At 38.1% G+C, this 26153-nt stretch carries 17 protein-coding genes; 10 read left to right on the top strand and 7 right to left on the bottom strand.

Annotated features, from left to right (window positions below; all coding sequences use genetic code 11):
- Window positions 1-221 precede the first annotated feature (221 nt).
- The 8 genes from iolE to malZ all read left to right on the top strand — a co-directional run bounded on the left by iolE (window position 222) and on the right by malZ (window position 11102).
- Window positions 222-1115 (top strand): myo-inosose-2 dehydratase, encoded by an 894-nt coding sequence (gene iolE, locus H5084_RS14705; protein ID WP_182691111.1) that lies wholly within the window; start codon window positions 222-224, stop codon window positions 1113-1115.
- A gap of 133 nt (window positions 1116-1248) precedes the next feature.
- Entirely contained in the window at window positions 1249-2427 is a 1179-nt protein-coding gene (locus H5084_RS14700) for a Gfo/Idh/MocA family protein (RefSeq protein WP_182691109.1), read from the top strand.
- Between the two features lie 10 nt (window positions 2428-2437).
- Window positions 2438-3436, top strand: a complete 999-nt coding sequence (gene iolC / locus H5084_RS14695; protein ID WP_182691108.1) for a 5-dehydro-2-deoxygluconokinase — start codon at window positions 2438-2440, stop codon at window positions 3434-3436.
- A 58-nt stretch (window positions 3437-3494) separates the two neighbouring features.
- Entirely contained in the window at window positions 3495-4334 is an 840-nt protein-coding gene (locus tag H5084_RS14690; protein ID WP_182691106.1) for a 5-deoxy-glucuronate isomerase, read from the top strand.
- Window positions 4335-4346: 12 nt separating this feature from the next.
- On the top strand, window positions 4347-5174 hold the full coding sequence (locus H5084_RS14685) for a class II fructose-bisphosphate aldolase (RefSeq protein ID WP_182691104.1): 828 nt from the start codon (window positions 4347-4349) through the stop codon (window positions 5172-5174).
- Between the two features lie 69 nt (window positions 5175-5243).
- The gene (locus tag H5084_RS14680) at window positions 5244-6065 is read left to right on the top strand and encodes a MurR/RpiR family transcriptional regulator (protein ID WP_182691103.1); all 822 of its coding nucleotides are present in this window, start codon (window positions 5244-5246) and stop codon (window positions 6063-6065) included.
- A gap of 779 nt (window positions 6066-6844) precedes the next feature.
- Window positions 6845-8782 (top strand): 3D-(3,5/4)-trihydroxycyclohexane-1,2-dione acylhydrolase (decyclizing), encoded by a 1938-nt coding sequence (iolD, locus tag H5084_RS14675; RefSeq protein WP_182691101.1) that lies wholly within the window; start codon window positions 6845-6847, stop codon window positions 8780-8782.
- A gap of 361 nt (window positions 8783-9143) precedes the next feature.
- Window positions 9144-11102: a maltodextrin glucosidase gene (gene malZ / locus H5084_RS14670; RefSeq protein WP_310735758.1), complete on the top strand. Its 1959-nt coding sequence runs from the start codon at window positions 9144-9146 to the stop codon at window positions 11100-11102.
- Window positions 11103-11256: 154 nt separating this feature from the next.
- On the opposite strand, the gene H5084_RS14665 is transcribed toward malZ, so the two are convergent.
- The 3 genes from H5084_RS14665 to H5084_RS14655 all read right to left on the bottom strand — a co-directional run bounded on the left by H5084_RS14665 (window position 11257) and on the right by H5084_RS14655 (window position 15413).
- Window positions 11257-12948, bottom strand: coding sequence for a GGDEF domain-containing response regulator (locus H5084_RS14665; RefSeq protein ID WP_182691099.1), 1692 nt, complete (start codon window positions 12946-12948; stop codon window positions 11257-11259).
- A 58-nt stretch (window positions 12949-13006) separates the two neighbouring features.
- The gene (locus H5084_RS14660; protein WP_220485977.1) at window positions 13007-13429 is read right to left on the bottom strand and encodes a response regulator; all 423 of its coding nucleotides are present in this window, start codon (window positions 13427-13429) and stop codon (window positions 13007-13009) included.
- 133 nt (window positions 13430-13562) lie between these two features.
- On the bottom strand, window positions 13563-15413 hold the full coding sequence (locus H5084_RS14655; protein WP_182691098.1) for a CHASE domain-containing protein: 1851 nt from the start codon (window positions 15411-15413) through the stop codon (window positions 13563-13565).
- A gap of 856 nt (window positions 15414-16269) precedes the next feature.
- Here H5084_RS14655 and H5084_RS14650 point away from each other — a divergent pair.
- Both H5084_RS14650 and H5084_RS14645 read left to right on the top strand, forming a co-directional pair.
- Window positions 16270-16698 (top strand): hypothetical protein, encoded by a 429-nt coding sequence (locus H5084_RS14650; RefSeq protein ID WP_182691096.1) that lies wholly within the window; start codon window positions 16270-16272, stop codon window positions 16696-16698.
- A gap of 491 nt (window positions 16699-17189) precedes the next feature.
- Entirely contained in the window at window positions 17190-20309 is a 3120-nt protein-coding gene (locus tag H5084_RS14645) for a beta-galactosidase (protein ID WP_182691094.1), read from the top strand.
- 164 nt (window positions 20310-20473) lie between these two features.
- On the opposite strand, the gene H5084_RS14640 is transcribed toward H5084_RS14645, so the two are convergent.
- The 4 genes from H5084_RS14640 to mglB all read right to left on the bottom strand — a co-directional run bounded on the left by H5084_RS14640 (window position 20474) and on the right by mglB (window position 25864).
- Window positions 20474-22207 carry a methyl-accepting chemotaxis protein gene (locus H5084_RS14640; protein WP_182691092.1) on the bottom strand — a complete coding sequence of 578 codons (1734 nt, stop codon included), beginning with the start codon at window positions 22205-22207 and terminating at the stop codon, window positions 20474-20476.
- Window positions 22208-22278: 71 nt separating this feature from the next.
- On the bottom strand, window positions 22279-23289 hold the full coding sequence (gene mglC, locus H5084_RS14635; protein WP_182691090.1) for a galactose/methyl galactoside ABC transporter permease MglC: 1011 nt from the start codon (window positions 23287-23289) through the stop codon (window positions 22279-22281).
- A 12-nt stretch (window positions 23290-23301) separates the two neighbouring features.
- Window positions 23302-24813, bottom strand: coding sequence for a galactose/methyl galactoside ABC transporter ATP-binding protein MglA (gene mglA, locus H5084_RS14630; protein ID WP_028868804.1), 1512 nt, complete (start codon window positions 24811-24813; stop codon window positions 23302-23304).
- A gap of 73 nt (window positions 24814-24886) precedes the next feature.
- Entirely contained in the window at window positions 24887-25864 is a 978-nt protein-coding gene (mglB, locus tag H5084_RS14625) for a galactose/glucose ABC transporter substrate-binding protein MglB (protein WP_182691088.1), read from the bottom strand.
- Between the last annotated feature and the right edge of the window lie 289 nt (window positions 25865-26153).

The raw sequence follows: 26153 nt of genomic DNA, 5'->3' as shown, positions 1-26153 counted from the left end.
TTGAAAAAAATTTATTGACCTTTTATTTTTATAAAAAATAAAAGGTCAATAAATTTTTTTCAAAAAACATTGATAAAGCACTAACTATTAATGAAAAAATATTTTCATTGTGATTTGTTTGGAGTATATTCGATTTGTCTGGCGGCAAGTCAATACTCATTAGGATTTAAAGCTTGTACGTTCAATTATATTTACTAATCACAATTAATCCGGAGATAAGTATGAGTAAAGTTCAATATGGTATTAGCCCGTTAACTTGGACCAATGATGACATGCCAGAGCTAGGCGGGGATATCCCACTAGAAACGTGTCTGAGTGAAATGGCTGAAGCAGGTTTTACAGGCACTGAATTGGGCACTAAATATCCACGTGATCCTGAAGTCTTAGTACCTTTACTTAAAAGTCACGGGTTAGTGTTAGCGTCTGGTTGGTTCAGTGGCAACTTAATGACCAACACCGCTGATCAAGAAATTGCAGCGATGCAAACACATATTACATTACTGAAAGCTGCTGGTTGCAAAGCCATGGTCTATGGCGAAGTCAGTAATTCTGTACATGGTGATATTGCGATCCCTGTTTCTAAGCGTGTCATTTTAAACGCTGAACAATGGGCTGAATACGGTAGAAAAATAACTATTGTTGCCGACCATTTATTAAATGAATACGGTATTAAATTGTCGTTCCATCATCATGTTGGCACTATTTGCGAAACTGAAGCTGATATCGATACATTAATGGAAGTCACGGGACCTTCAGTATTTTTAACCTTGGATACTGGCCACATTACTTATGGTGGCGGTAACCCTGTCAACATCATTAATCGTTGGGGTGATCGTATTGGTCATATGCATTTTAAAGATCTCCGTTTAGAAGTAATGGAAGCATCGCGTGCTGCTGATAAATCATTCTTAAATGCAGTATTAGACGGTGTGTTTACTGTCCCTGGCACGGGTGATGTTAATTATGATGATGTGTTTACTGCGTTAAAAGCACGTGATTATGAAGGTTGGTTATTAGTTGAAGCTGAGCAAGATCCTGCCAAAGCAAACCCGTTACAGTTCGCTAAAACGGCTTATAAAAATATCTCCGGTTATGCTGAGAAATTTGCCCTGTAATGCGCTGATTAATTAACTGTATAAACGGTGTTTTTAATAGGAAATCAATTGGTTATTCAACGAATTAACCATTGCATGTTGAGCTTTAATTGGCCGCTTGGTTTCCTACTATTTAATTGAATGTGAGAACAATATGTTTAATGAAGAAAGTCATTTAAAGCAGCCTATTCGTTGGGCTATGGTCGGCGGTGGTCGTGGTAGTCAAATTGGTTATTCTCACAGGAATGCCGCACAACGTGATGGTTTATTTAAATTAGTTGCTGGCGCTTTTGATCTTGATGCACAGCGTGGGTGTGATTTTGCAGTCAACTTAGGTATTGATGAAAATCGCTCCTATGCAACCTATCAAGACATGTTTACACAAGAAAAATTGCGAGAAGATGGTATTCAAGCCGTCTCAATCGCCACCCCTAACAGTACACATTTTGAAATTTGTAAAGCAGCCTTAGAAGCTGAGTTGCATGTTATTTGTGAGAAACCGTTAACTTTTACCACTGAAGAAGCGTATCAGCTCAAAGCCTTAGCGGCTAAAAACAACCGTTTAATTGGTGTGATGTACGGTTATTCAGGATTCCCTATGATCCATCAAGCGCGTGAAATGGTGCGCCGTGGTGACCTTGGTGAATTACGTGTTGTTAATGCACAGTTTGCCCATGGTTTTCATAATGAAGAATATGAAAAAAATGACCCGAGTTTAAAATGGCGAGTTACCCCCGCTGCATCGGGCCCAACTTATGTGATTGGCGACATTGGTACACACGCTTATTACCTTTGCGAAATGATCACTGAGATGGAGGTTGAAAGCTTGTGTTGTATGCGTCAAAGCTTCATTAAGTCGCGTGCACCATTGGAAGATAACGCCCATGTCATGTTGAAATTTAAAGGTGGCGCGGTGGGGACATTATGGGCGTCAGCTGTTAATGCAGGTTCGATGCACCAGCAAAAAATTCGTGTTGTTGGCTCTAAAGCGTCGATTGAATGGTGGGATGAATTTCCTAATCAGCTTCGTTATGAAGTACAAGGTGAAGCGCCACGCATTTTAGAACGTGGCATGGGTTATTTATATCAAGATGATCAAGGTGTTGCTTGTAATCGTGTTGGCGGTGGACATGCCGAAGGGTACTTTGAATCATGGGCTAATTTATATGCGCGTTTTGCACATGCATTTGATGCGGTAGATCGTGATGACCAAGCAGCATTAGATGACATGTGGTTCCCCGGGGTCGAAGCAGGTATTGAAGGAACTCGATTGTGCGAGAAGTGTGTTGAATCCGCAGACAATGGCTCGCAATGGGTTAACTATAAAGATTAAGGAACAAATAATGGCACATGTGAATTTTTTACAAGACAGAGAATTAGACGCAATTGTATTAGGCCGTGCCGGTGTCGATTTATATGCGCGTGAAGCGAACACCGATATTGCAGAGGTCACTGGCTTTGATAAATACGTAGGTGGTTCTGCCGCTAATATCGCGGTTGCAATTAATAAACTGGGTGCAAAGGTCGGTTTTATTAGCTGTGTTGCAGATGATTCATTTGGTCGTTATGTACAAGGTTACCTAGAAAAACAAGGTATTAACTTGGATGGCATGATGGTTGATGCGAGTGGTTCACGTACTTCAGTCGCTTTTACTGAGATGAAACCTAGCGATTGTGATGTTCTAATCTATCGCAATAACGCCTCTGATTTAATGTTGAAAACAGAGCAAATTGACCCTGAATATATTAAAAAAAGTAAAACGCTGATTGTGACGGGAACTGCGTTATCTGCCAGTCCAAGCAGAGAAGCAACATTGCTTGCGATGCAGTATGCACGCAGTGTCGGTACGGTCGTTGTGCTCGACGTTGATTACCGACCAAAGACTTGGCGCACTGATGTTGATGCCTCTATTTATTATGGTATTGCGGCTAATTTGTCAGATATTGTGATTGGTAACCGTGAAGAGTTCGACATGATGGAAACCGTGGTTGCGCCGGGTAATAGCGATGACGATCAAACGGCTGCCCGTTTCTTACAAGCCAATTCACAAATCGTGATCATTAAAGCAGGGGAGCTCGGTTCTCGCGTTTACTGTAAAGATGGTCATCAATTTGAACAAGGCATCTACAGAGTTGAAGCTAAAAAACCATTTGGTTCTGGCGATTCTTTTGCAGGCGCTCTTATTTGGACACTCACCGCTGGTGGCACTTTAGAGCAAGGTGTTAGCAATGGGTCTGCGGCTGCCGCTATCAATGTCAGTGGCACCAGTTGTACTGAAGCTATGCCGACTAAAGAAGAGTTGAACTCTTTTATTACGACCTTTGAGCAAGCTGCGCGTTAAAAAAACAAGACAATTTAGACTTACTAATTCACTAACTAACACTAATTAGGATATTAATATGGGAAAGCACATCGCACCTTTTGACAATAAGAACCAACCAATTATTGATGTAAATGATGATACGACACCTTTATGTTTCTTTAATCCAGTGCAGTTGAAAAAGGGTGAAACATTTACACATCAAGTCAGTGGTTATGAAAGCGTTATCGTTTTAGGTGGAGGAACTTGTTCTATCGTTGTTGGCGATCAAGCTTTCCCTAATATCGGTAAACGCGCCAGTATTTGGGATGGTGACCCAGAATCTGTTTATGTCCCTGTTGGGGTGACGGCTGAGATCACTTGTGACAGTGAAGAAGCAACAATTATGATTGCTGGTGGTTTATATGATGAAGTACTTGAGCCGTTTGCCGTGACCACGGTTGATAAGATTCAATATGGTTCAGATGACACCAAAACACACCGTAAAATAAAGCATGTTTTAGGTCAAGCAAACGCAGACAAACGTGGTCGTTTATTAGTGAGTGAGTTATTTACTGTTGGCGCGGGTGGTTGGTCTGGTTTTCCTGCTCACAAACATGATTGTGACCGTGGCGCATTAGAAACAAATTACCAAGAAGTTTATCAATTCCAATTTAATCCTGGCCAAGGTTTTGGTGCGCAGTTCCTGTATGAGCATGAAGATGATTGTGGGCCGGTTTATCACGTTAAATCAGGCAGTGTTATTGCTATTGATAAAGGCTACCACCCAAGTGTTGCTGCACCGGGTTATGAGATGTATTACTTCACTATTATTGTGGGTAAAACATCGAAGTCATTAGTTCAGTATTTTGACCCTCACCACGAATATCAAGTGCATACTATTCCTGGTATTAAAGACATGATTAATAAATTCAAATAAAAGGGAATTTTTATGCTTGTTAATTTAAATGATGTTCTACCCGAGGCGGCCGATAGCGATTATGCCGTGCCTTGTTTTAATATCTTTGGCTATGAAGATGCCCGTGCAATTGTTGATGCTGCCGAAGAAGTGAAAAAGCCTGTCATTTTGGCCTGTAACAAGGACGTGATCGACTTCTATGGTCCGGTGATCGCTGCAACAATGTTTAATGAATTAGCAAAAAATAGCTCTCAAAAAGTCGTACTACATCTGGATCATACTTATGAGGAGCGTATTGTTTATCAAGCGATTAAAGCGGGCTTTAGTTCGGTGATGTTTGATGGGTCACAACTGTCGCTTGCAGATAATATTGTGCGCACTAAAAAAGTGGCGGAAGTGGCACACGCTTGTGGGGTAAGTGTTGAAGGTGAGATAGGTTCAGTGCCTTATCAAGAAGGCCGTGACCATATTAAAACGATTGATACTAGCCCTTATGAAGCGCAACAGTATGCACAACAAAGTGATCTCGATTGTATCGCGCTGTCTATTGGTAATGTTCATCGCTTAACGGAGCCAACCAGTATTATTGATTTTGAATTATTAAAGCAGGTTGAGGCATTAGTGTCTAAACCTCTGGTTATCCATGGTACTAGTGGTATTCGTGATGAAGATATTTTAAAGCTAAAAAAAACCAGAGTCTCAAAATTTAATATTGGTACTTCTTTACGACAAGCATTAGGCCATAATTTACGTGATTATATGAATGCGGAAACTGCAAAATTTGATCGCCTTTATTTTATGAAGAAAGCCATGCCTCATGTCAGAGAAGAAGCTATCCGATGCTTTAAGTTATTGTCTTAGACTGTTTAATTGGTTAATCTTTACTAACACTTAAGTAGTGACTTAGGTGTTTTTTTGAGAGTACAAACAATGCCGAATAAAATTGAAGTTGCAACAACATTAGATACATTCAAAGATATCCTCGCCGAACGCTACGACAGCCTAAGTAATCGCCTTAAACAAGTTGCGGATTTTATTAGTGAAGAGCCGATGGTCGTTGCTTTTGAAACAATGTCTGTCATCTCAGTTAAAGCCGGTGTACCTATTTCTACCTTAAGTCGGTTTGCTAATACTTTTGGCTTTGATGGCTTTAGTAAAATGCAATTATTGTTCAGTGATCAATACTTCCACAAACCGCGTGACTATAAAGAACGTATTAAAAGAGCGAAGCAAGATGGCTCGATGCAAGTTGATTCAGTTCAGGGCATATTTGAAAGCTTAGGTGGGTCAAATATTAGAGCCATGGAAGATGTGTTGGTGGGTATTTCACCTTCTAAGTTAGAAGATGCGATCAAGCTACTCGCAAAAGCTAGAACCATCTATGTACAAGGCGCACGACGTGCTTACCCTGTCGCGAGTTATCTTTCATACATGCTGATCAAAGAAGATTTAAATGTTGTGTTGTTAGATGGAGCAGGCGGCATGAGCTCTCCTATGCTAAAACAGATGAAAGAGAGTGATGTACTGTTGATCACCACCTTTAAACCACATGCTCAAGAGTCTATTTCAGCCATTGAACGTGCTGATAAAGTCGGTGCTAAAATTGTCGCGATTACGGATCATCAAATGAGTGAATATGGCCGAAAAGCAGATATTTGCTTTGAAATCATTGAAAACGATGTATTAGGATTCCGTTCTTTAACCAGTGCGATGTTTATTGCTCAAACATTAGCTGTAGGTTTAATGTTATAAGCGAGTAGCATTATTTAGGTCATGTTACTTCTGCCATGCTATTCATGTAGTGGCATTGTTTAAGCAAGGTCGCTTAAACAATACCACTTAAACAATGTCACTTAAATAGACCCTGTAAATAATGCCACTGTAGTTGAATTATCAATAGACTAGCTTCCTTATCCTCAGGGAGTTAATGATAAAGTTTATTTAGCGCTTCCTTTTTTGATCGTCTAGGCGATACTTTTTTCTTACTGTCTTTTCTTCTATCGCTTGTTTCTATCATCCTCTTCTTTGTGTATTTTTTTTAATAATTGTTAGAGTCATCATCTACTCACTTACATACCTACTTACTAACTGCTTATTTGCCTAGCTATGTTGGGTTGTGTTTTACGTTAGTTTTTAGTTTTCCTTTGTGCGCTACTTTTTAAGTTGCTTCTTTCTGTTTATTTTTTTGGAAAAATTTTTCTATTTTGTGTTTGTTCTCAACGGGACAATAAAAGCTACCTCTTTATTTAATTTATTTAAATTTTGTTTTTAATGTTTTTTTTGTTATGCAGGGTTAAATGACTAACAGTCTGAGGTTTTTTATTAAGTTTAATTAAAACAGTGGCTTATTTGCATTCTTGGTTGTAATTATTAATATAGTATGATGCGTTTAACACTTTTATATCAAATCACTATTAATCGTCCCATTTCATTAATATTATGCATTACGTTTTGAAATTTATTTTCTATTTTGCATTTTTTCTGTTTTTGTATGGTTTGTAAAGAACCTATTAATACCCTGGAGCAAATATATGAACACCTTTCGATTAACTACCGGACAAGCCTTAGTAAAGTTTTTAAATCAGCAATATGTTGAGGTTGATGGCCAGCAAGAAAAATTTGTACATGGTGTGTTTACTATTTTTGGACATGGCAATGTGCTTGGACTAGGGCAAGCATTAGAGCAAGATCCAGGTGATTTAATTGTGCACCAAGGTTGTAATGAACAAGGTATGGCTCAAATTGCTGTCGGTTATGCTAAACAACAAAAAAGAAAAAAAATCTACGCGGTCAGTGCTTCTGTAGGGCCAGGCTGTGCAAACATGATCACAGCAGCGGCGACGGCAACGGCTAACCGTATTCCGGTTTTATTGTTACCTAGTGATGTGTACGCTTCTCGTCAACCAGATCCCGTTATTCAGCAAATTGAACAGTTTCATGATTATTCAATTTCTACGAATGATGCATTCCGCCCTGTCTCAAAATATTTCGACCGCATTATACGCCCAGAGCAATTAATGACGGCCATGATTAATGCCATGCGTGTCTTAACAGATCCTGCTGATACTGGGGCGGTGACTATTTCTCTACCTCAAGATGTGCAGGGGGAAGCATATGACTTCCCTGAGCATTTCTTTAAAAAACGTGTTCATCGTATTGAACGACGTCCTGCCTCTGAAGCGATGATCGCCGATGCGGTTGAAGCGATTAAAGGCAAGAAAAAACCGTTATTAATTTGTGGTGGTGGGGTCCGTTACTCTGAAGCACACGATGCTTTTAAAGCGTTTGCTGAGAAATTTAATATTCCATTTGGTGAAACACAAGCGGGTAAAAGTGCGGTTCCTTTTGATCATCCATTAAACTGTGGTGGTATTGGTGCTACAGGCACTTATTCTGCAAATATTCTAGCTAAAGATGCTGATGTGATCATTGGTGTTGGTACAAGAATGACTGATTTCACGACGGCCTCTAAATCTCAATATCAAGATCCTGATGTGACCTTTGTTAATATCAATGTAGCAAGTTTTGATGCTTATAAATTAGATGGTATTCGAGTGGTCGCTGATGCAAAAGCGGCATTAGATGCATTATCTGAAGCATTAGAAAAAGAAGGTTATCGTTCAGAATACACTGATGAAATTGCGACTGCACGTAAAGCATGGGCGGAAGAACTGCATCGCCTTGATAACGTGCGTTATGAGGATGATAAATTTGTGCCTGAAGTAGAAGGACATTTAGCTAATACCGTCCTAGATGAATACGCGGAAGTATTACAATCTACACTATTACAAACGCGTGTATTAGGTATTTTAAATCAACAATTATCTGACGATGCTATCGTAGTAGGGGCTGCGGGTTCACTGCCTGCTGACTTACAGCGAGTATGGCGTCCTAAGCAAAAAGATACTTACCATATGGAGTTTGGTTACTCATGTATGGGTTATGAAATTGCCGCGGCTATTGGCGCTAAGATAGCTTGCCCTGAGCAACCTGTATATGCGTTATTAGGTGACGGCTCTTACATGATGCTGCATTCTGAGCTGCAAACGGCTATCCAAGAAGGGATTAAAATCGATATCATCTTATTAGATAACATGAGTTTCGGTTGTATTAATAACTTACAAATGGATAACGGCATGGGTAGCTTTGGCACAGAGAATCGCTTCAGGGACTCTAAAACAGGTAAGTTAACGGGTAAATCTGTGCCTGTCGACTTTGCTAAAAATGCTGAAAGCTATGGTTGTGTCACTTACACGGTACGTAATGACGAAGAGTTAATTGCGGCGATTGCTGATGCTAAAAAACAAACCGTATCCACACTGATTGATGTGAAAGTACTGCCTAAAAGTATGACACATGGTTATGAATCTTGGTGGCGTTGTGGCATTGCCGCTGTTGCTGATAAACCGGAAATTAATAAAGCGGCCGATAAGATGAATGCGATGGTTAAAAAAATCCGTCAATACTAGCCTTATTATTGACGAGTAGTGTTTACCCATTACTCGTCATTTAGCTTGCCGGTTTAACTAATTTGTTTAACTTTATTCAATTTCTTTTTCTAACTTGCCCTTTGATGTTTAAAATCTCGTTTACACATTGATTTACTTACCTATTTTCTTATCTATTCAGTTATCTATTTACTTATTTATTCAGTTACCTATTCTGTTAATTATTCATTTGCTGAGCCAGTTAATTGATAGAGGTTAACAGTACTTAAATAACGAGAATTAACTAATACGATAACTCACATAAATTCTGTTCAAACCTAGATTTAAAGATATATAACCTGAATACTGTTAGCTATTGAAGTGTTTAACGAAAGGAGTTGTTGTGTTGTCATCTAAGCCTTTTTTATCTCATGAACAAACTAAACCATTTTTATTTCATGGACAAACTAAACCATTTTTATTTCATGGACAAACTAAACAATGGATCACCCAACAGGGCGAATCATTAATTATTCGCTTCTTATGCCATGATCCAGCACATTTAATCACGGCTCATTTTGTGCGCTGTGAGCCTGACAATGAAGGCCGTCTTGTTACTGCTAATCTTATTCCATTTGATGCGAAATCAGGCTATTTTCCTGCAACATGTAAGCTCTATCAAGCTGTTATTCCTATTAGTACACATATCGATAATACGTATTATGTCATTAAGTGTTTAACTGAAAAAAGTCAGCTCTGGTTGAGTGCCGCAGGGCAATTCAATCGTATTCCAGGTCGTGAAACTCACTTTAAATATAATACCCAACATCAACCTCCAACATGGATACAAGAACAGGTTTTTTATCAAATTTTTCCTGATCGTTTCTGCCAAGGGGATCCGAGTATTTCGGTACAAACAGATGAATATTTATATCAAGGTGGCGAACACACCATCATTGCTAAGAAGTGGGGAGAGCCAGTTGCGGTTGCTGGACATGAGTCTACCGGTGCCAGCGAGTTTTATGGGGGAGACTTAAAAGGTATTCAAAATAAATTAGATTATCTACAAGCATTAGGCATTAGTGCACTGTATTTAAACCCTATTTTTACCGCGCCCAGCAATCATAAATATGACACTACCGACTACCTTAATATTGATCCTCACTTTGGCAGTAATGCTGGTTTTGCAGAGTTAACCAGTTATATTCATCAGCGCGGTATGAAAATAATGCTTGATGCAGTGTTTAACCATACTTCCTGCGAACACCCTTGGTTTGGACGTTATCAACATTTCAAAGATAGTGCCTACCAACACTCCACGTCGCCCTATCGAGATTTTTATACTTTTTTAGGTGAAGGCACTAATGAACAAGATTATTATTTCGCTTGGAAGAGCATCGAAAACTTACCAAAACTTAATTTTCTAAATAAAAATGTACAAAATTATTTCTACAAAGCAGAATCATCGGTTTTAAAATATTGGTTAAAGCCACCTTATAATATTGACGGTTGGCGTTTTGATGTGATCCATATGCTAGGTGAAGGTACCAATGCTTATAATAATGCGCACTATGTGAAGGCATTTAGGGAGTCTGCCAAAGCAGTAAATTCCGACGCGTATATCGTGGGTGAGCATTTTTATGAGGCCACACAATGGTTGCAAGGCGATCAAGAAGATGGGGCGATGAATTATTATGGTTTTGCTCATCCCGTCCGCGCCTTTTTTGCAGGTTTAGATATCGCCTATCATAGCATCGAGATAGATGCTCAAACCTTTGATAACTGGTTAACAGAAAGTCGCGCTAAGATACCTTGGTTAAATCAATTAGCACAACTTAATCAATTGGATAGTCATGATACATCTCGGTTTATTAATCAACTAGGCGGGGATTTAAATAGGTTAAAAGCAGCCAGTATGATGTTATTTAGTTATCCTGGGACACCTTGCTTGTATTATGGCACTGAAGTCGCTTTGCAAGGCGGAAATGACCCCGATAATCGCCGCTGTTTCCCATGGCTAACGCTTGATAAAAATAGTGATGTTTTTATTTTTTACCAGCGTTTAATTAACCTGAGAAAAAATAGAGAAGAGCTTCAGCAGGGGAGTTACCATACACTTTATGCGCAGGAAAGAAGTTTTGTTTTTGCTCGTTGTGAACAAGGTAAAACCAGCATTTATGCAATCAACCTTGAACCACAACCCGTATCATTTACTTTTGAACGATTAGCATTAATGACGAGTGCAACACATTTTTCTGGTTTTGATAATCACAGCCAAGAGTGGCAGCTTGAAGCTCAACAACAACTGAGTTTTACCCTGCCTGCTGAATGTGCATTATTACTGGCTAGTGAAGAAGGATAAGCGGAATAATAAAGTTTAAAAAGCTGATAAAGTAAATCACAATCCGATGGTGATTTATTTTATCTTTGTCATTTTACAATTTTTCATCTAGCCTTTTTTGTTGTTACTAGCTAACTAACTAACTGAAAAATAAAATGATATCCGTTATTTTTGATTATGAATAAAGCTTTTCTAGTTGATGTGTAGGCAGGGGTTTATCAAAGTAATAACCTTGCATTTTATTAATTCCTAGTTTGATACACAGGTTAAGGTCGGCCTCTGTTTCAATGCCTTCGGCAATAATATTTAACTCTAAGGACTGAAGCATAACAACTAAGCCTGCTAAAAATGGCTTAGTATTTTCTTCTGGAGATGAGCTCGGCATTAGGCTTTTATCCACTTTAACGGTATTAATTGGAAAAGAGTGTAAATGTGAAATAGATGAAAAACCTGTGCCAAAATCATCTAATGAAATTTTACAGCCTAAGTCACTGATGTTTTGGATCATCTTCGTACTATTCTCTTGTTCAACCAATAAAGCCGTTTCGGTTAACTCAAATTCAATATTGTTAGCATCAACAGAATAAATACTTAAGGTAGACTTAATAAACTCAATTAATCCTTCATCGGTTAATTGTATTGAGGATAAATTAATTGACATAGTGAATGCGGGATTGAGTGTTTTTTGCCAAATACTCAATTGCATAATGGCTTCTACTATCACCCAACGGCCAATATCTATGATTAATCTAGATTTTTCAGCAATGGGAATGAATATGTCTGGACGTTGACTAACACCTTCAATATCAAATCGTATTAACGCCTCCACTCCCGTTATTTTTGCTGTTGATGAGTCAATAACAGGTTGATAAAGTAAATAAAATTCTTTATTTTCAAGCGTAGTGCGTAACTGTTTTTCGATTAAGAAATTTTCTAAAAATGCTTCCTGCATCTTCGCTTCAAAAAAACAGAATTGGCTACGGCCATCACCTTTCGAACGGTACATCGCAATATCTGCAAATCTAAATAGCTCTTTCACTTCACCGCTGTCGCTGGGGCAAAGTGCGATGCCAATACTTGCACCCGATGTGATGATATGGGAACCTATTTCGAATGGTTGCTGTAATGCTTCTATAATTCGTTTTGCTACTGTACTCGCACCATACGCTGACTCTAAATTAGTTAATGTAATTGCAAACTCATCGCCACCTAAACGCGCAAACAACTCACTACCGCGCAAGCAAGCAGAGATTCGTTTAGTTACCGCGATTAATAATTGGTCTCCTACATCATGCCCATAATTATCATTAACATATTTGAAATGATCTAAATCGATTAATAACAGAGCAAGTGTACTTTTATCTCTTTGCTGTTTTTTTATTTCATGGTTTAAGGACTCGTCAAAATAATAACGATTAGCTAGCCCTGTTAGATTATCTCGTTCTGCAAGCTCTTTTGTACGTTGGTGACTTTGTAATAATTCTTTTTCTAAGGAAGCCCGTATTTGTGCATTAGCAATGGCTCTTTGTAGTCTAAAGGCATCGATCTCTGTTTTAACTAAGAAGTCCTGTGCACCAGCATTAATGCTATTAGTGGCTAAGTCATCCTCTCTGGATGTGCTGGTCATTATCACGACTGCTTTTTGTTTCGCCGGCATATCTTTTAATTCAATTAATAGCTCGATACCCTTACGTTGTGGTAAGTTGTAATCTAGTAATACGACATCAAATTCAGTGTGAGCTAATATTTCAAGCGCTTGATCGACCATTTCAACTTGTGTGATATTACACAGTATATTGCTGCGCTTTAATGCTCTTATGATCATTTCTCTATCGATTATATCGTCATCAACAATGAGTATGTTCATTTTACTACCATATCCTTAAACCCTATCTTTGAAGTAATAACAATTTTAATTTAAGCTTTTACTCTTCGGTTAAATGAACAATTTCAAAATAATGTTCTAGCATACTTACTAAACCACAGAATTTATCTCCGGTTTGGCCTTTTACAAAGTATCCAGCAATATGCTCGCCATAACTGGATACGATATCTGACTTTGCTTTTGAGGTAGTCAAAACAAAAACCACTAATTTCGATAACTTTGGATCTGCACGTAATGCTTTTAAAAATTCGATTCCGCCCATTCTGGGCATTTGTAAGTCTAGAATAATCACCAATGGTGGGGGGACTTCTTCTTTTTTTAATAAAGATAAAGCTTCGAGGCCATCGTAAACCCTTACTATCGGATTAGTAATATTTTGTTTTTTGAAGCTACGTTGAATGGTCATTGCATCGATATCATCATCTTCAACTAGTAACAACGTTATTTCATTTGTATTTTGCAATATTAATTATCCTTTATTGGTGGATATTTTATTGATGGATATTTTTATTTTTTAAGCGCCTTTATTTTGTCACAAATATTGCCAATGCTGTCAATTTTTTGTCATTGTCCCTGCTTAGGGTGGTTCTATGTTCCTAATTCAACGGCCATAAAATATTTATTGTGGTGCCACGCTTTCCATCAGATACAATATTGATCCTGCCATGGTAATGTTCAACAATACGTTTAATCATAGCAAGTCCCATGCCACTTCCTTCTACTTTATCCCGTGACTGTAAAGTCTGAAACATCTCCATGGCTTTATTATGAAACTCTTCTGGAATGCCTGGGCCATCATCGTATAACGATATTTCATGGAAGTTATCTTTTGTAGTATAAGAAAGGGTGATCTTACCGGTTGCTTTGTCATGATGTTTTATCGAGTTAGAAATTAAATTTCTTAATACTATTTCAAATGGTGCCAGTGGAATCTTAATATCAATATTCGGAGCATTGCAGGAAAAATTATCGTTGGTTTCCAATAATGATAATATGTCTTGTGCTTTCTCGGCTAAATTGACGTTATCATTGGTCATGGTGGCTAGATTCAAACGCGAATAGGTTAATAGGTCATCTAACAGTTTAAGCATACGTTTACTACGCTGGCGTAATAAAACTAAATGTTTTTTAGAATCATCGGGCAGCAGCTCTTCACAGTCTTCTTCTATCCAACTTGCTAATTGCTCGATTGCATTGAGAGGAGATTTAAGGTCGTGTGAGGCAACATAGGAAAACTGCTCTAAGTCACTATTAGATTTTTCTAAATCCTTATTGGATTTTTCCAAGTCCGCAATCGATTGTGCTAAATAGCCATTGGATTTTGCTAAATGTTTAGTTTGATCTTTTAATTCTTCTGTCATTTGATCTGCATATTTTAGTGCTTGTCTATTGGCCTTGGTTAAAAATATAAATAACATCAGTAGTAATGCGTCAATGACTAAACCGCCCATTAGAATGATTGAAGACTGATTTAAGGTTGTGTCTTGTCTAAAGCTAATATTTGATTGGATCAAAAATGTCCAAGTACGGCCGTATAAAAAGGTATCAATTTTATTAGAGAAAAGTGGATTAGGATCTGCTTCTGTCGTACTACCATTAGAATGATCATCAAATAATAGGTTTTCTCCATCCCATATCTGAATACTCACATGTCGTTTTTTTTCTGCCAGTGTTCCCTTCATTAGTTTTTCCATAATAAAAGGGGCATAGGTGACACCTGCAATCAATTCTCGGCGTTGCTTTACATTGTCAGGTTTAAGTCCATTTTGATAAAACGGTGTGTAAAAAAGAAAGCCTGGTGTTTGCTTGTCATCTTGCACTAGAGTGATCGGTGCTGTCAGCAATGCCTTTCCAGAGTCTCTTGCCATTTTTATTGAAGAGTAACGATTGTCTTCGAAGGCAACATCAAGTCCAATCGCTTGTTTGTTCGATTCGGCTGGCTCAACATAGGTGATTGGCCAATATTCAGGGTTGTCATGAGTTGGGTGTACTTTGTAGTCAGGCCTGTGTATGCGTTGTGCTTGTAAGTACTCGTCGAAATGCTTAGGTTGCACATTGTAAATAATACCAAAACCATTGATTCCTGGATAATTAGTATCTATGTTCAAACTGTTTGAATAAGCAGACCATTGTTGATGAGTGATACTTGAATGCACCACATTACTTGGATCCACAATATTATCTGAATTCACTGCATCGATATAAGCCACACCGCCCCATAATACATTCTCATAAAGTGTCATACGTTCTTTAACAGCATTGACGACTTTTTCTGCTTCACGGGTAAACTGAATATCAAGTTTTTGTGCTTGTTGAAACTGCGAGTAATACCAAGCACTAAAAGTTAGGAGCACCGAAAGTAATACAATTAACCAATGTACTGCATGCATTTTACCTGCGCGAAGGAGTTTTGTTCTTTTTTCGCTGTTTTGTAATGCATGATCCATTAATCGTCTCCAAAGGGGGGTTGTTGATAGCGATAAATTAAGTTGTTTAGTAGGTAATACTTATTTATGTAATGAAATAAAAAGGTATCTATTCAGGACCCCATTATTTAAATCTATTTCTTCGTAGAAAAGTGAGCATTTAAGCGACTAAACGGCACTTTCTTGCCCGAACTAATTACCAAACGAATTGTAAAATTAATAACAAACTAGGACTAAATAGCTTAGTCATTAATCTTTACTGTTTATTTTGCAACCTTTTCTCGCTTTTATTAGAGGCTGAGTAGCTACATAAAAAGACAGTATTTTTAGTTATTGATTGCTTAAAAGTTTTTGTAATTATTGAAATTTATATCATTTATTATTTTATTTTAAGTGTGGCGCACTGTATTTTTTATATTTAATTTAATTGCTTTTATTTAACGGATAAAAAATTTTAAAGCTAAATAGCCTGTTATTACCTAGCCTTATCAACGAGGAATGTTAGTTTAATAGTAGGATTATAACCACCTAAAATTAGTTATTAAACACTGTTTTTTGATTAATAGTTGTTTAAATTTATTTTTTTGTGGTTTGGAAGCATTTTTAATTAAAACTTATTTGTTGATCCAAGTTTGTTAAATGATAGGTAAGTGGATAAATACAGTAATCTCAATGCAAAACCTAAGTGTATAAACGCAGGCATTGTTAATGGTAATGGCTAACTTGCCGAAGTGGGCGGAAGTGATGAGTGTTATTTGGCTATTTTTTAAAGCGTTTGCTAACAAAACTTAATACATCTTGTGGTATCTATACCTTAATAAGATAAGCTCGAACTTTATTAGTCAGGTATCAGTCAGTTTATGTTAGGAAGTCAGTTGTGAAAAAAGAAAATGTTCAAAGAAATGCTGTTTTTAATCATCTGATGACCCTTTGTGCATGGATAGCCTTTATTCTAATCTTGTTGGTGTTAGCGAAAGGTGATCAAATTTTACAATCAGTGGCGATTATTTACCCTGAATTTGCATTACCTGCCTTTTTCATACCTTGGTTTTTATTAGTCATTTCTAGCGTACAAAAGTTACGTGAAAGCCTATCCAAAGCGCCGCTGCAAAGTTGGATTTTAAAAACGACAGTGCCTATTTTTATATTTGTATTGCCTTTTTTTACTACCTGGCTAACAAGTTCGCTTACAGGTCATCATGAAACTATCGGCTTTGAAGGGTATTGTGTTTATTTGGCTATATTGGTTTTGTTTATGGTGCATTTTTTACCTGTTTTTAATACTAAGCAGGTGTTGGTTAAATAGATGATGGGATGTGCCAGATCACTAACGCTACAATTTTTGTCGCCATTGACGTCCCATTACCCCTCCATTATATAGTCACTTAAATCGCTACTTAAATAGCTACTTAGGTCGCCATTTAGTGCATTACTTTGGTGACTAATATTTATTAGCGACCTTATTCGCTTGTTAGATCCATCTTCACGCTTATTAACATCTCCTCTCAACACAATAAGTGTGACCCTCACTATAGAATCTTAAGCTAGATCTAATAATTGAAATTAACGCTTAGATGAGAAATTGTAATCGTTTACACTATTGTTTTGCAGTGTACAATTTAAGAATGATATTGCTGTTTAGCTGCTCTCTTTAATGCTTCATTTTGTATGGCTTGTGTCGATTATATTGAGCATCAGCTGTACATGTTACGCAGAAAAATAAGTAATTTTAATCAGCAGGATAGATCCAGTAATTATTATCATTGAGCAAATGAGCCTATTTGAGAGAGGAATAAAATGAGAGCATTTACGGAAATAATCAAAGCACGCGATTGGGAAAATCAGTATGTCTCTGCACAAAATGTAATGCCTGCCCATGCACCTCTTCATGCCTTTCACTCTTCTGAAGCGGCTCGTCACAAACAAGATTCTGAATTTCAGCATTTATTAAACGGACAATGGTCATTTCAATTATTTTCCAAACCTGAGTTAGTGCCGAATGAATGCATTGAAGTTGATTATGATGATAGTGACTGGCCTGAAATCACGGTGCCTAGTAATTGGCAACTCCAAGGTCACGATAAACCTATTTATACCAATATAAAATACCCTTTTCCCGATAACCCTCCCTTTGTACCAGCGGATAATCCAACGGGGGTTTATCGCGTTAGCTTTGATCTGCCTGCTGGGTGGGCTGGGCGTCAACAACGTATTAATTTTGATGGTGTTAATTCTGCTTTTCACTTGTGGTGTAATGGTGTTTGGGTTGGTTACTCACAAGATAGTCGATTAGCCAGCGAGTTTGATCTTAGCCAATATTTGGTTGCGGGTAAAAACCAAATAACAGTGATGGTATTACGTTGGTCAGACGGTAGTTATCTTGAAGATCAAGATATGTGGTGGTTAAGTGGTATTTTTCGTGATGTGTATTTATTGAGTAAACCGCTTGTTGCGATACAAGATGTTACCGTGACCACCGATTTAGATGCTTGTTTTAATAATGGAACATTAAAAGTTTCAACTCGATTATCTCAACAACAAAGTGAAGAGAAAAACGCAGAGCCTCAATCGTATCGTGCACAAGTGCAACTGTTTGATGCGGATTTAAATCCAGTGACAGAGCCAGTTATTGCTGGCTTTGGCGAACGAATGATTGATGAGAAGGGGGCATTTAACGATCTTGCTGAGCATCAAATTAGCTTGCTGTCTCCGCATAAGTGGAGTGCTGAATCCCCTTATTTGTATCGTGTTGTTGTTTGCCTGCTGAGTGAAACTGGCGAAGTGCTTGATACGGAAGCCTATCAAGTTGGTTTTAGAGTGATTGACATTAATAATGGGCAGCTTAAATTAAATGGTCAAGCGTTGCTAATACGCGGTGTAAATCGTCACGAGCACCATCCTGAAAAAGGCCATGCAGTTTCCTATGAGGATATGTTATTAGATATTAAGTTACTGAAAAAAAATAACTTTAATGCCGTTCGTACTGCTCATTATCCTAATCATCCTAAATGGTATGAGCTATGTGACCAATATGGTTTATATGTAGTCGACGAAGCTAATATCGAAACACATGGCCAATTCCCGATGTCACGGTTATCTAATGATTTGAGTTGGCTGAATGCTTATATGCGCCGTATGACACGCATGGTCGAGCGAGATAAAAATCATCCTTCTATTATTATTTGGTCATTAGGTAATGAGTCAGGCATTGGTAACCATCATCATGCTATGTATCAATGGACAAAACTCAAGGATCCTACTCGTCCGGTGCAATATGAAGGGGGTGGTGCAAATACTGCTGCGACCGATATTATTGTACCCATGTATGCGCGCGTCAATGAGGATGTATTAACCCCTAATGCGGCTGAAGTTGTGCCTAAACATGCCATTAAAAAGTGGTTGTCGCTACCGAATGAACAACGTCCGTTGATCCTGTGTGAATATGCGCATGCAATGGGTAATAGTCTAGGTAGTTTCGATAAGTATTGGCAGGCTTTTCGTGAGTATCCACGTTTACAAGGTGGTTTTATTTGGGATTGGGTTGATCAAGGATTAACAAAAATAGATCATACTGGCGAAAAGTTCTGGGCTTACGGTGGTGACTTTGGTGACCACATTAATGACCGTCAATTCTGTATTAATGGCTTGATGTTCCCGGATAGAACGCCGCATCCTGACCTATTTGAAGTTAAAAAAGCGCAACAGTTTTATCAATTTACACTGCTTGATGATGCAAATCTCAGCATTAAGGTGCGAAGTGAAAACCTATTTATTGATGCTAATAATGAAACCATTCGTTGGACGGTGACCGAGCAGGGGGAGGTTATTGCCAGTGGAGAGCTTGTGTTGCAAGTGCAGGCGCAAAGTGAACAAATATTGGTTTTGCTTGAATGTTATCCTCCTCAAAAAGCAGGTTGTGATTATTTCCTTAATCTTGAAGTGTTGTTAACAGACGCTACACCGTGGGCTGAAAAAGGTTTTGTGGTGGCGGCTGAACAAATGCCATTAAAATCGGCGCTAGGGTTAGCAACTATTTGTTTAGCAAAAGGTGATGCGCCTGAATTAATTGACACAGAAGATACAATTACTATTAATGGAGTCGGTTTCCAAGTTGACATCGATAAACAACAAGGCGAGATTACCGAATGGGTTGTTGATGGCGTGAGTAAGCTATTACAGGGACCTAAGGACAACTTTTTCCGTGCACCATTAGATAATGATATTGGAACTAGTGAAGCTGACTGTGTTGATCCTAATGCATGGACGACTCGCTGGCAGACCGCCGGTTTATCAAATCTGATGGTTAAGTGTTTAGCAATAGAAGCGGCCGTATTAACGCATGAAGTGATTGTTAAGGTACAGTTTGGTCACTATTATGATGATAATTTGCTGATCACAAGTCAGTGGCAATATGCCTTTAATAGTGAAGGGCGTGCATTAATTGATGTCAACGTTCAAGCTGCTAAATCATTGCCTCCTTTGCCAAGAGTTGGTATGCAACTAGTGGTAGAGGATGTGAGTGATGAAGTGAAATGGTTTGGTCGAGGACCACACGAGAACTATCCAGATCGTATTTTATCTGCACATATTGGTCGTTATACGAGTTCAATTGAAGCGATGCATACGGCGTATATTTTTCCTTCTGAAAATGGTTTGCGCTGTGATGTTAAAGAGGCTTCAGTAGGTGATTTATCGGTTACGGGGGTTTTCCATTTTGCTGTGAGCCGTTATAGCCAAGCTAATCTTACGATGGCGAAACATAGCAATGAGTTAGCGGCTGAGCAGAAATTATATGTCAGCTTAGATGGCTTTCATATGGGAGTGGGGGGCGATGATTCATGGAGTCCAAGTGTGCATAAAGAGTTCTTATTAGATAAAGCACATTACCACTATCAGTTATCTTTGAGTTTTAGCTAAGGGCGAGCAATATTATTTGATTAAATACTGAACGACCGTTTTAGTTAAATACTTAATTATTTACAGGGTCTGAAAAATAGATAATAAAAAACCACAGGTTAAATAACCTGTGGTTTTTTTAGTTTTAGCCAATTTAAACTTTTTAAGTTATTAACATAATTAACTTAACTCAATTTAAAATGCTCAACTACTTTCACTAATTGTGTTTTATTATTTTTAATTTCATTACTGTTGTTGAGTGTTTTCGTGTCATTTTTCTCAAGCTCTATAACCATATTTTGAATCATAGTCATATTGCGTGATATTTCATTGGTAGTGACACTTTGTTGTTCAGCTGCGGCAGCTATTTGCATATTAAGCGCGTTTATTTCTACAATTGAACTTGTCATTAAATCTAATGACGTCGTGCTCTCTTGCGTGGCCTTAGCCGAAGCCTGACAACCCGCTTTGGTACTTTCTACTGCATTCACTACGGAAGAGGTACCTGCTTGTAGTTGTGAAAGCATCGTATTAATCTCTTTTGTAGAAGCCTGTGTACGACTAGCCAGTGAGCGAACTTCATCAGCAACTACCGCAAAACCACGCCCTTGTTCACCTGCTCTCGCCGCTTCGATGGCTGCATTTAATGCCAGTAAGTTAGTTTGCTCAGCAATACCACCGATAATACCCAGCACGCTACCAATTTTAGCGATGTCATCGTTGAGGGTGAAAATTGACGCCGACATCTCTTCGACATCATTGATTAGCGCTTCAATACTGCTAACAGAGTGGCGTACCAAACCTTTACAGACTTTGGCTTGTTGCGATGAATCTTCAGTGAGCCGTGATGCGCTTAATGCACTTTGGGCAACAGAGTCTGCCGTTGCACTCATTTCAGTGATTGCACTTACAGCTTGTTCCGTTTCCTTCGCATGTGAATTTAACAAATCATGATTGAGTGATACTGTGTTTGAGATTTTTGCTACTCCGTTATCTAGTTGTTCTGTTGTGGCGGCAACATTCTGCATAAGTTGCTGTAAATGTTCTGTGAAACTATTGATACCGGTAGCTATTAAGCCAAGATCATCTTTACTGCTGACCTTTAAGCGTCGTGTTAAATCTGCTTCACCACTTGCTAAGTCGGTAACAACGTCGCGTAAATTTTCGATGGGACGATAAGCAAGTCGCACTAAAAAAATGCCCAAAGCAAGTAACACTAATCCTGCGATGAATAATGCCAAAGTGATCGCGCTATTGATGCTATTGGTTTGCTGGGCAATGTAGGATTTATCAATGTAACCCGTTAAGTGCCATTGTTTATCACCTACTTTGATTTGGTGTTCTACTTTGAGTAGATCGCCATCGACTTTATTATCAAATAAAGCGAAACCTGCATGATCATTTAATGTTAAATAACTGCCTGGCATTGAAGCGTTTTTGAGTAACGTTTGAATATATGTTAAATCGAGAAAGAAAATATTACCTCGCCCATTTTTACCTGGAATAGTCACTGTGATCACTGCTTTATCATTTTCTGTAAAAATATCACTAACACTCATTTTATCGCCTGCTTTTACAAGCATGTTTAAAATAGGATCTTTTTTAGCTGGGTCAGTCTCAGTACCTTTATCAGTAAACAATATTCCTTGAATTACTTTGTTAATACGAAAGAAACCAGACTCTTTTTGTAATTCATCTAGGCTGTTTGAGCCTGTATCAATATTATTAGCCAGTAAAATTTTACTGCCCATATCGCTGTTTAACTTATCTCTGACTAAATTAAGTTGACTGGTGGTGCTCTTAACACTGGTCTCAAAAATGTAATTATTGATATAGTAGTTTGCGCTGAGGTAAGAGGTGAAGATGGCAAGAACAAGAATAAAAATTAAAACTGAAAAAATTTTACCTTTAAAAGACATGTAATGATCCTTTTTAAATCATTAAGGGCAAAAGAATTCACCTTTGCCCTTAATTAATGTCACGCTAATGTTTATTTTTTGTTGGCATATTTCATTGAATCCAAGGCAACAGCGAAGATGATAATGCTACCTTTGATAATGTATTGCCAATATGGGCTAACACCGATATAGGTCATACCGTAGTTAATAATGGTAAAGATAAGTACACCGGTCACAACGCCAAGTACACGTCCTACACCTCCGGCAAAGGAAACGCCACCTACGACACAGGCTGCAATCGCATCAAGCTCATACATGAAACCTAAGTTGTTTGTTGCACTACCAATACGGCCTGCTTCTAACATACCGCCGAAGGCATAAAACACACCTGATAATGCATAGATTTTAAGTAACGTGATAGGTACATTCACGCCTGATACTTTAGCGGCTTCTGGGTTACCACCAATGGCAAAGATATTTTTACCAAATACCGTTTTATTCCAAATGATCCAGACAATAAAGATAGCAATGGCAGCATAAAAGGTTAAATATGAGAGTTTAAAGTCACCTAAGCGAATGAAGCCCTGCGCAAATTCAGAAAAGCGATCGTCAAAACCAGCAATCGGTGATGCGCCTACCGTATCAAAGTATAAAGAGTTAACACCATAAACGATGATCATAGTACCTAAGGTGGCGATAAACGGCGTTACCTTTAAATAGGCAACAATAATACCGTTAATAAGCCCAATTAACGCGCCCACAGCACAGACTGCAATGATAACGGCTACAATTGGAATATCGCCTAGGTCCGGAAATACTTTATTAACGTTGTCCGAAGCCTGTAATAAAGTGGCCGATAATACCGCCGCTAAACCCACTTGGCGACCCGCAGATAAATCGGTACCTTGTGTGACGATTAAACCCGCAACACCTAGTGCAATGATAATACGCACAGAGGATTGCGTTAAAATATTACTTAAGTTACGCAAACTTAGAAAAGACGGTTCTTGAATAACAATAATTGCTAACAAAATTAATAAAACCGCGTAGATACCACCTTCTTTGAGGTAGCGCATCCCGCCGAGTTTCTTCAGTGTGTCCATGGTCAAATCCTTTTATAAATAGAGTGCTGCAAGCGCTAAAATTTCACTTTGAGTGGTTTCTTTGGTATTCACAATTCCTGCAACGCGGCCATTACTCATTACCAAGATTCTGTCTGTGATGCCCAATAGTTCAGGCATTTCAGATGAAATGATCATGATACCTTTGTCTTTGTTAGCGAGGCTGAGTATCAATTGGTAAATTTCAAACTTTGCACCTACATCAATGCCGCGTGTAGGTTCATCCAACATTAAAATTTCAGGGTTTGTTAATAACCATCGACCAATGATCACTTTCTGCTGATTACCACCAGAAAGTGAGCCAATATTAGTTTCGTGGGTTGGTGTTTTGACACTCATGGAGTCAATTACCCACTGTGTATCACTTTTCATTTTTTTGTTGCTGAGCAAACCACTTTTAGTTTTGTATTGCTCTACATTCGCGACCAAAGCGTTAAATGTTATATCTAAATTACTATAAATTCCGGTTGCTCGGCGCTCTTCGGTTACCAGTGCAAAGCCATTATTGATTGCTGCGTGTGCATCTTTATTAGCAACGGATTTACCATGCAAAAGGATCTCGCCTGAGCTGCGTTCGCGAATACCAAATAATGTCTCTACTATATCGGTTCGTTTGGCGCCAACTAACCCAGCAACCCCTAAAATTTCGCCTTTATGCAGATTAAAACTGACATGATTAATGGAAGGTTGGTTGGTTGCGGTGAGATCTTTTACTTCTAAAATAACTTCTTTAACCACATTGGTTTTTTCTGGGAATCGATGTGTTAAGTCACGACCAACCATTTTATTAATGATTTGATCCATATCCAAGCCCGCTAAAGGACGAGTTTCAATCCAGACACCATCTCGTAAAATGGTTATTTCATCGCATATTTCAAAGATCTCTTCCATCTTGTGTGAAATATAAACAATGCCGCATCCTCTTTCTTTTAACTTATTAATTATTTTGAATAAATGTCTGACTTCTTTTTCGCTTAGCGAAGAAGTTGGCTCATCCATGATCACTATTTTAGCGTCATATGAAAAGGCTTTAGCAATTTCTAACATTTGCATTTGAGAAACAGATAAGGTCGCGACTTTAACTTTTGGGTCGATATCAATATCTAATTCTTCGAAGATTTTTTTAGTATCGGTGTACATTTTATTATGGTCAACGAAGAAACCTTTTAAAGGGTATCGGCCTAACCAAATATTATCCATTACCGAACGTTGTAATACTTGATTTAGCTCTTGATGTACCATAGATACGCCGGCTTCTAGTGCTTGTTTTGATGACTCAAAGTTAATCTCTTTACCAAGAAAAACAATTTTTCCTTCATTCTTTTCATAAATACCAAAGAGACATTTTAATAAAGTGGATTTACCCGCGCCATTTTCACCCATCAGTGCATGAATCGAGTAAGGACGCACCTTCAAATTCACTTTATCGAGTGCTTTTACACCGGGGAATTGTTTGCTGATTCCAGTCATTTCTAACAGGAATTCATTTTCTACATTTGTGGTCATAATAGTGTTTCCGGTAGGATTAATGGTGGAAAAGAGGGCTTTTCCACCAGAGTCAACGAACGTTATTTAAACGTTATTCCATAGTACTCTTATCAACACCTACATAAGGAACACGGACTACGTTATCCACTAAATTCCATTCAGTACCTTCTGCTGCTGCTTTTCCTTGCGCTAAATTACGTGTTAGTTCGTAAGTTGCTTTCGCTTGGTTAGGTGCATCATTTAGTACTGTTCCTGCCATTTGGCCAGATTTAACCATTGCTAAGGCCTCACTTAATGCATCAACACCAAATACAGGTAAATCTGCTTTACCGTTTGCTTTTAATGACTCAACTGCGCCCATTGCCATGCCATCGTTGTTGGCAATAACCACTTCAATATTATTTCCATTTGGACCAGAAACCCATGCATCCATTTTGTCTTTTGCCATTGCGGTATCCCACATAGCAGTATCAAGATGTAGTTGTTCTGTTTTGTGGCCTTTATCATTTAAAGTGCTAATCACATAGCTTGAACGTGCTTCTGCATCTGGATGACCTGGTTCGCCTTTTAACAGAACAAACTGAATAACACCATCGCCGTTACGATCCCATTTTGGATTTTCAGCCCATTGCTTAGCAATTAGCTCGCCTTGGATAATGCCGGCATCTTTAGACACTGTACCAACAAAGTAAGCTTTGTCGTAACTGGCTAAATCTTTAGCTGATGGTTCTTTGTTATAAAATACAATTGGGATGTTATCTTCTTTGGCTTTTTTGATAATGACTGGCGCTGCTGCTGGATCCACTAAATTAACGGCAAGTGCTTTAACACCACGCGAAAGTAAAATATCAATTTGGTCATTCTGCATAGATTGACTATTTTGAGAATCATTCATTAAGAGAACAATGTCATCATCTTTTTCTGCTTCTTTTTCAATTGCTTGACGTACTACCGCCATAAAGTTGTCGTCATATTTATAGACAGTAAAGCCTAGCTTGGTATCTGCAATAGCAGAATGACCAAAAGTCATTGAAGCACATAGAGTCGCTAACATAGTTAATTTCTTCATGATAAGTCCTTTCTCAATTATTAATATTAATTACCTAAGAATGGTGGGAGTATTTCGAGCACTCTTTAACCACTGGAGCGAGTGTAGATTAATAAATGTGAAGTAAATGTGACCATCTTTGCAAAATAAATGTAAGCGTTTACATATTTTTATTTTTGCGAGCTAATAGGGATTGTTACGCTTTATTACAAAGCATTTTTGCTAAGTATCGGTATTGGGATATTTTAAAAGCAGGAAAAAAATTGAATATAATTTGCCATGATAAGTGTGTTTTTTTCTTTTTATAATT

Origin of the sequence: Psychromonas sp. SR45-3 (genome assembly GCF_014163575.1) — a bacterium.
In the GTDB taxonomy this organism is placed as follows: domain Bacteria; phylum Pseudomonadota; class Gammaproteobacteria; order Enterobacterales; family Psychromonadaceae; genus Psychromonas; species Psychromonas arctica.
Note: the sequence above shows the minus strand (reverse complement) of the source record. Positions and strands in the feature narration are given on the sequence as shown.

Excerpts from the sequence above, each read along its gene's own strand:
- H5084_RS14640 (WP_182691092.1), bottom strand. The coding sequence starts at position 22,207 with ATGTCTTTTAAAGGTAAAATTTTTTCAGTTTTAATTTTTATTCTTGTT.
- mglC (WP_182691090.1), bottom strand. The coding sequence starts at position 23,289 with ATGGACACACTGAAGAAACTCGGCGGGATGCGCTACCTCAAAGAAGGT.
- iolD (WP_182691101.1), top strand. The coding sequence starts at position 6,845 with ATGAACACCTTTCGATTAACTACCGGACAAGCCTTAGTAAAGTTTTTA.
- H5084_RS14690 (WP_182691106.1), top strand. The coding sequence starts at position 3,495 with ATGGGAAAGCACATCGCACCTTTTGACAATAAGAACCAACCAATTATT.
- H5084_RS14655 (WP_182691098.1), bottom strand. The coding sequence starts at position 15,413 with ATGGATCATGCATTACAAAACAGCGAAAAAAGAACAAAACTCCTTCGC.
- H5084_RS14645 (WP_182691094.1), top strand. The coding sequence starts at position 17,190 with ATGAGAGCATTTACGGAAATAATCAAAGCACGCGATTGGGAAAATCAG.
- iolE (WP_182691111.1), top strand. The coding sequence starts at position 222 with ATGAGTAAAGTTCAATATGGTATTAGCCCGTTAACTTGGACCAATGAT.
- H5084_RS14700 (WP_182691109.1), top strand. The coding sequence starts at position 1,249 with ATGTTTAATGAAGAAAGTCATTTAAAGCAGCCTATTCGTTGGGCTATG.
- mglB (WP_182691088.1), bottom strand. The coding sequence starts at position 25,864 with ATGAAGAAATTAACTATGTTAGCGACTCTATGTGCTTCAATGACTTTT.
- H5084_RS14685 (WP_182691104.1), top strand. The coding sequence starts at position 4,347 with ATGCTTGTTAATTTAAATGATGTTCTACCCGAGGCGGCCGATAGCGAT.
- mglA (WP_028868804.1), bottom strand. The coding sequence starts at position 24,813 with ATGACCACAAATGTAGAAAATGAATTCCTGTTAGAAATGACTGGAATC.
- H5084_RS14680 (WP_182691103.1), top strand. The coding sequence starts at position 5,244 with ATGCCGAATAAAATTGAAGTTGCAACAACATTAGATACATTCAAAGAT.
- iolC (WP_182691108.1), top strand. The coding sequence starts at position 2,438 with ATGGCACATGTGAATTTTTTACAAGACAGAGAATTAGACGCAATTGTA.
- H5084_RS14665 (WP_182691099.1), bottom strand. The coding sequence starts at position 12,948 with ATGAACATACTCATTGTTGATGACGATATAATCGATAGAGAAATGATC.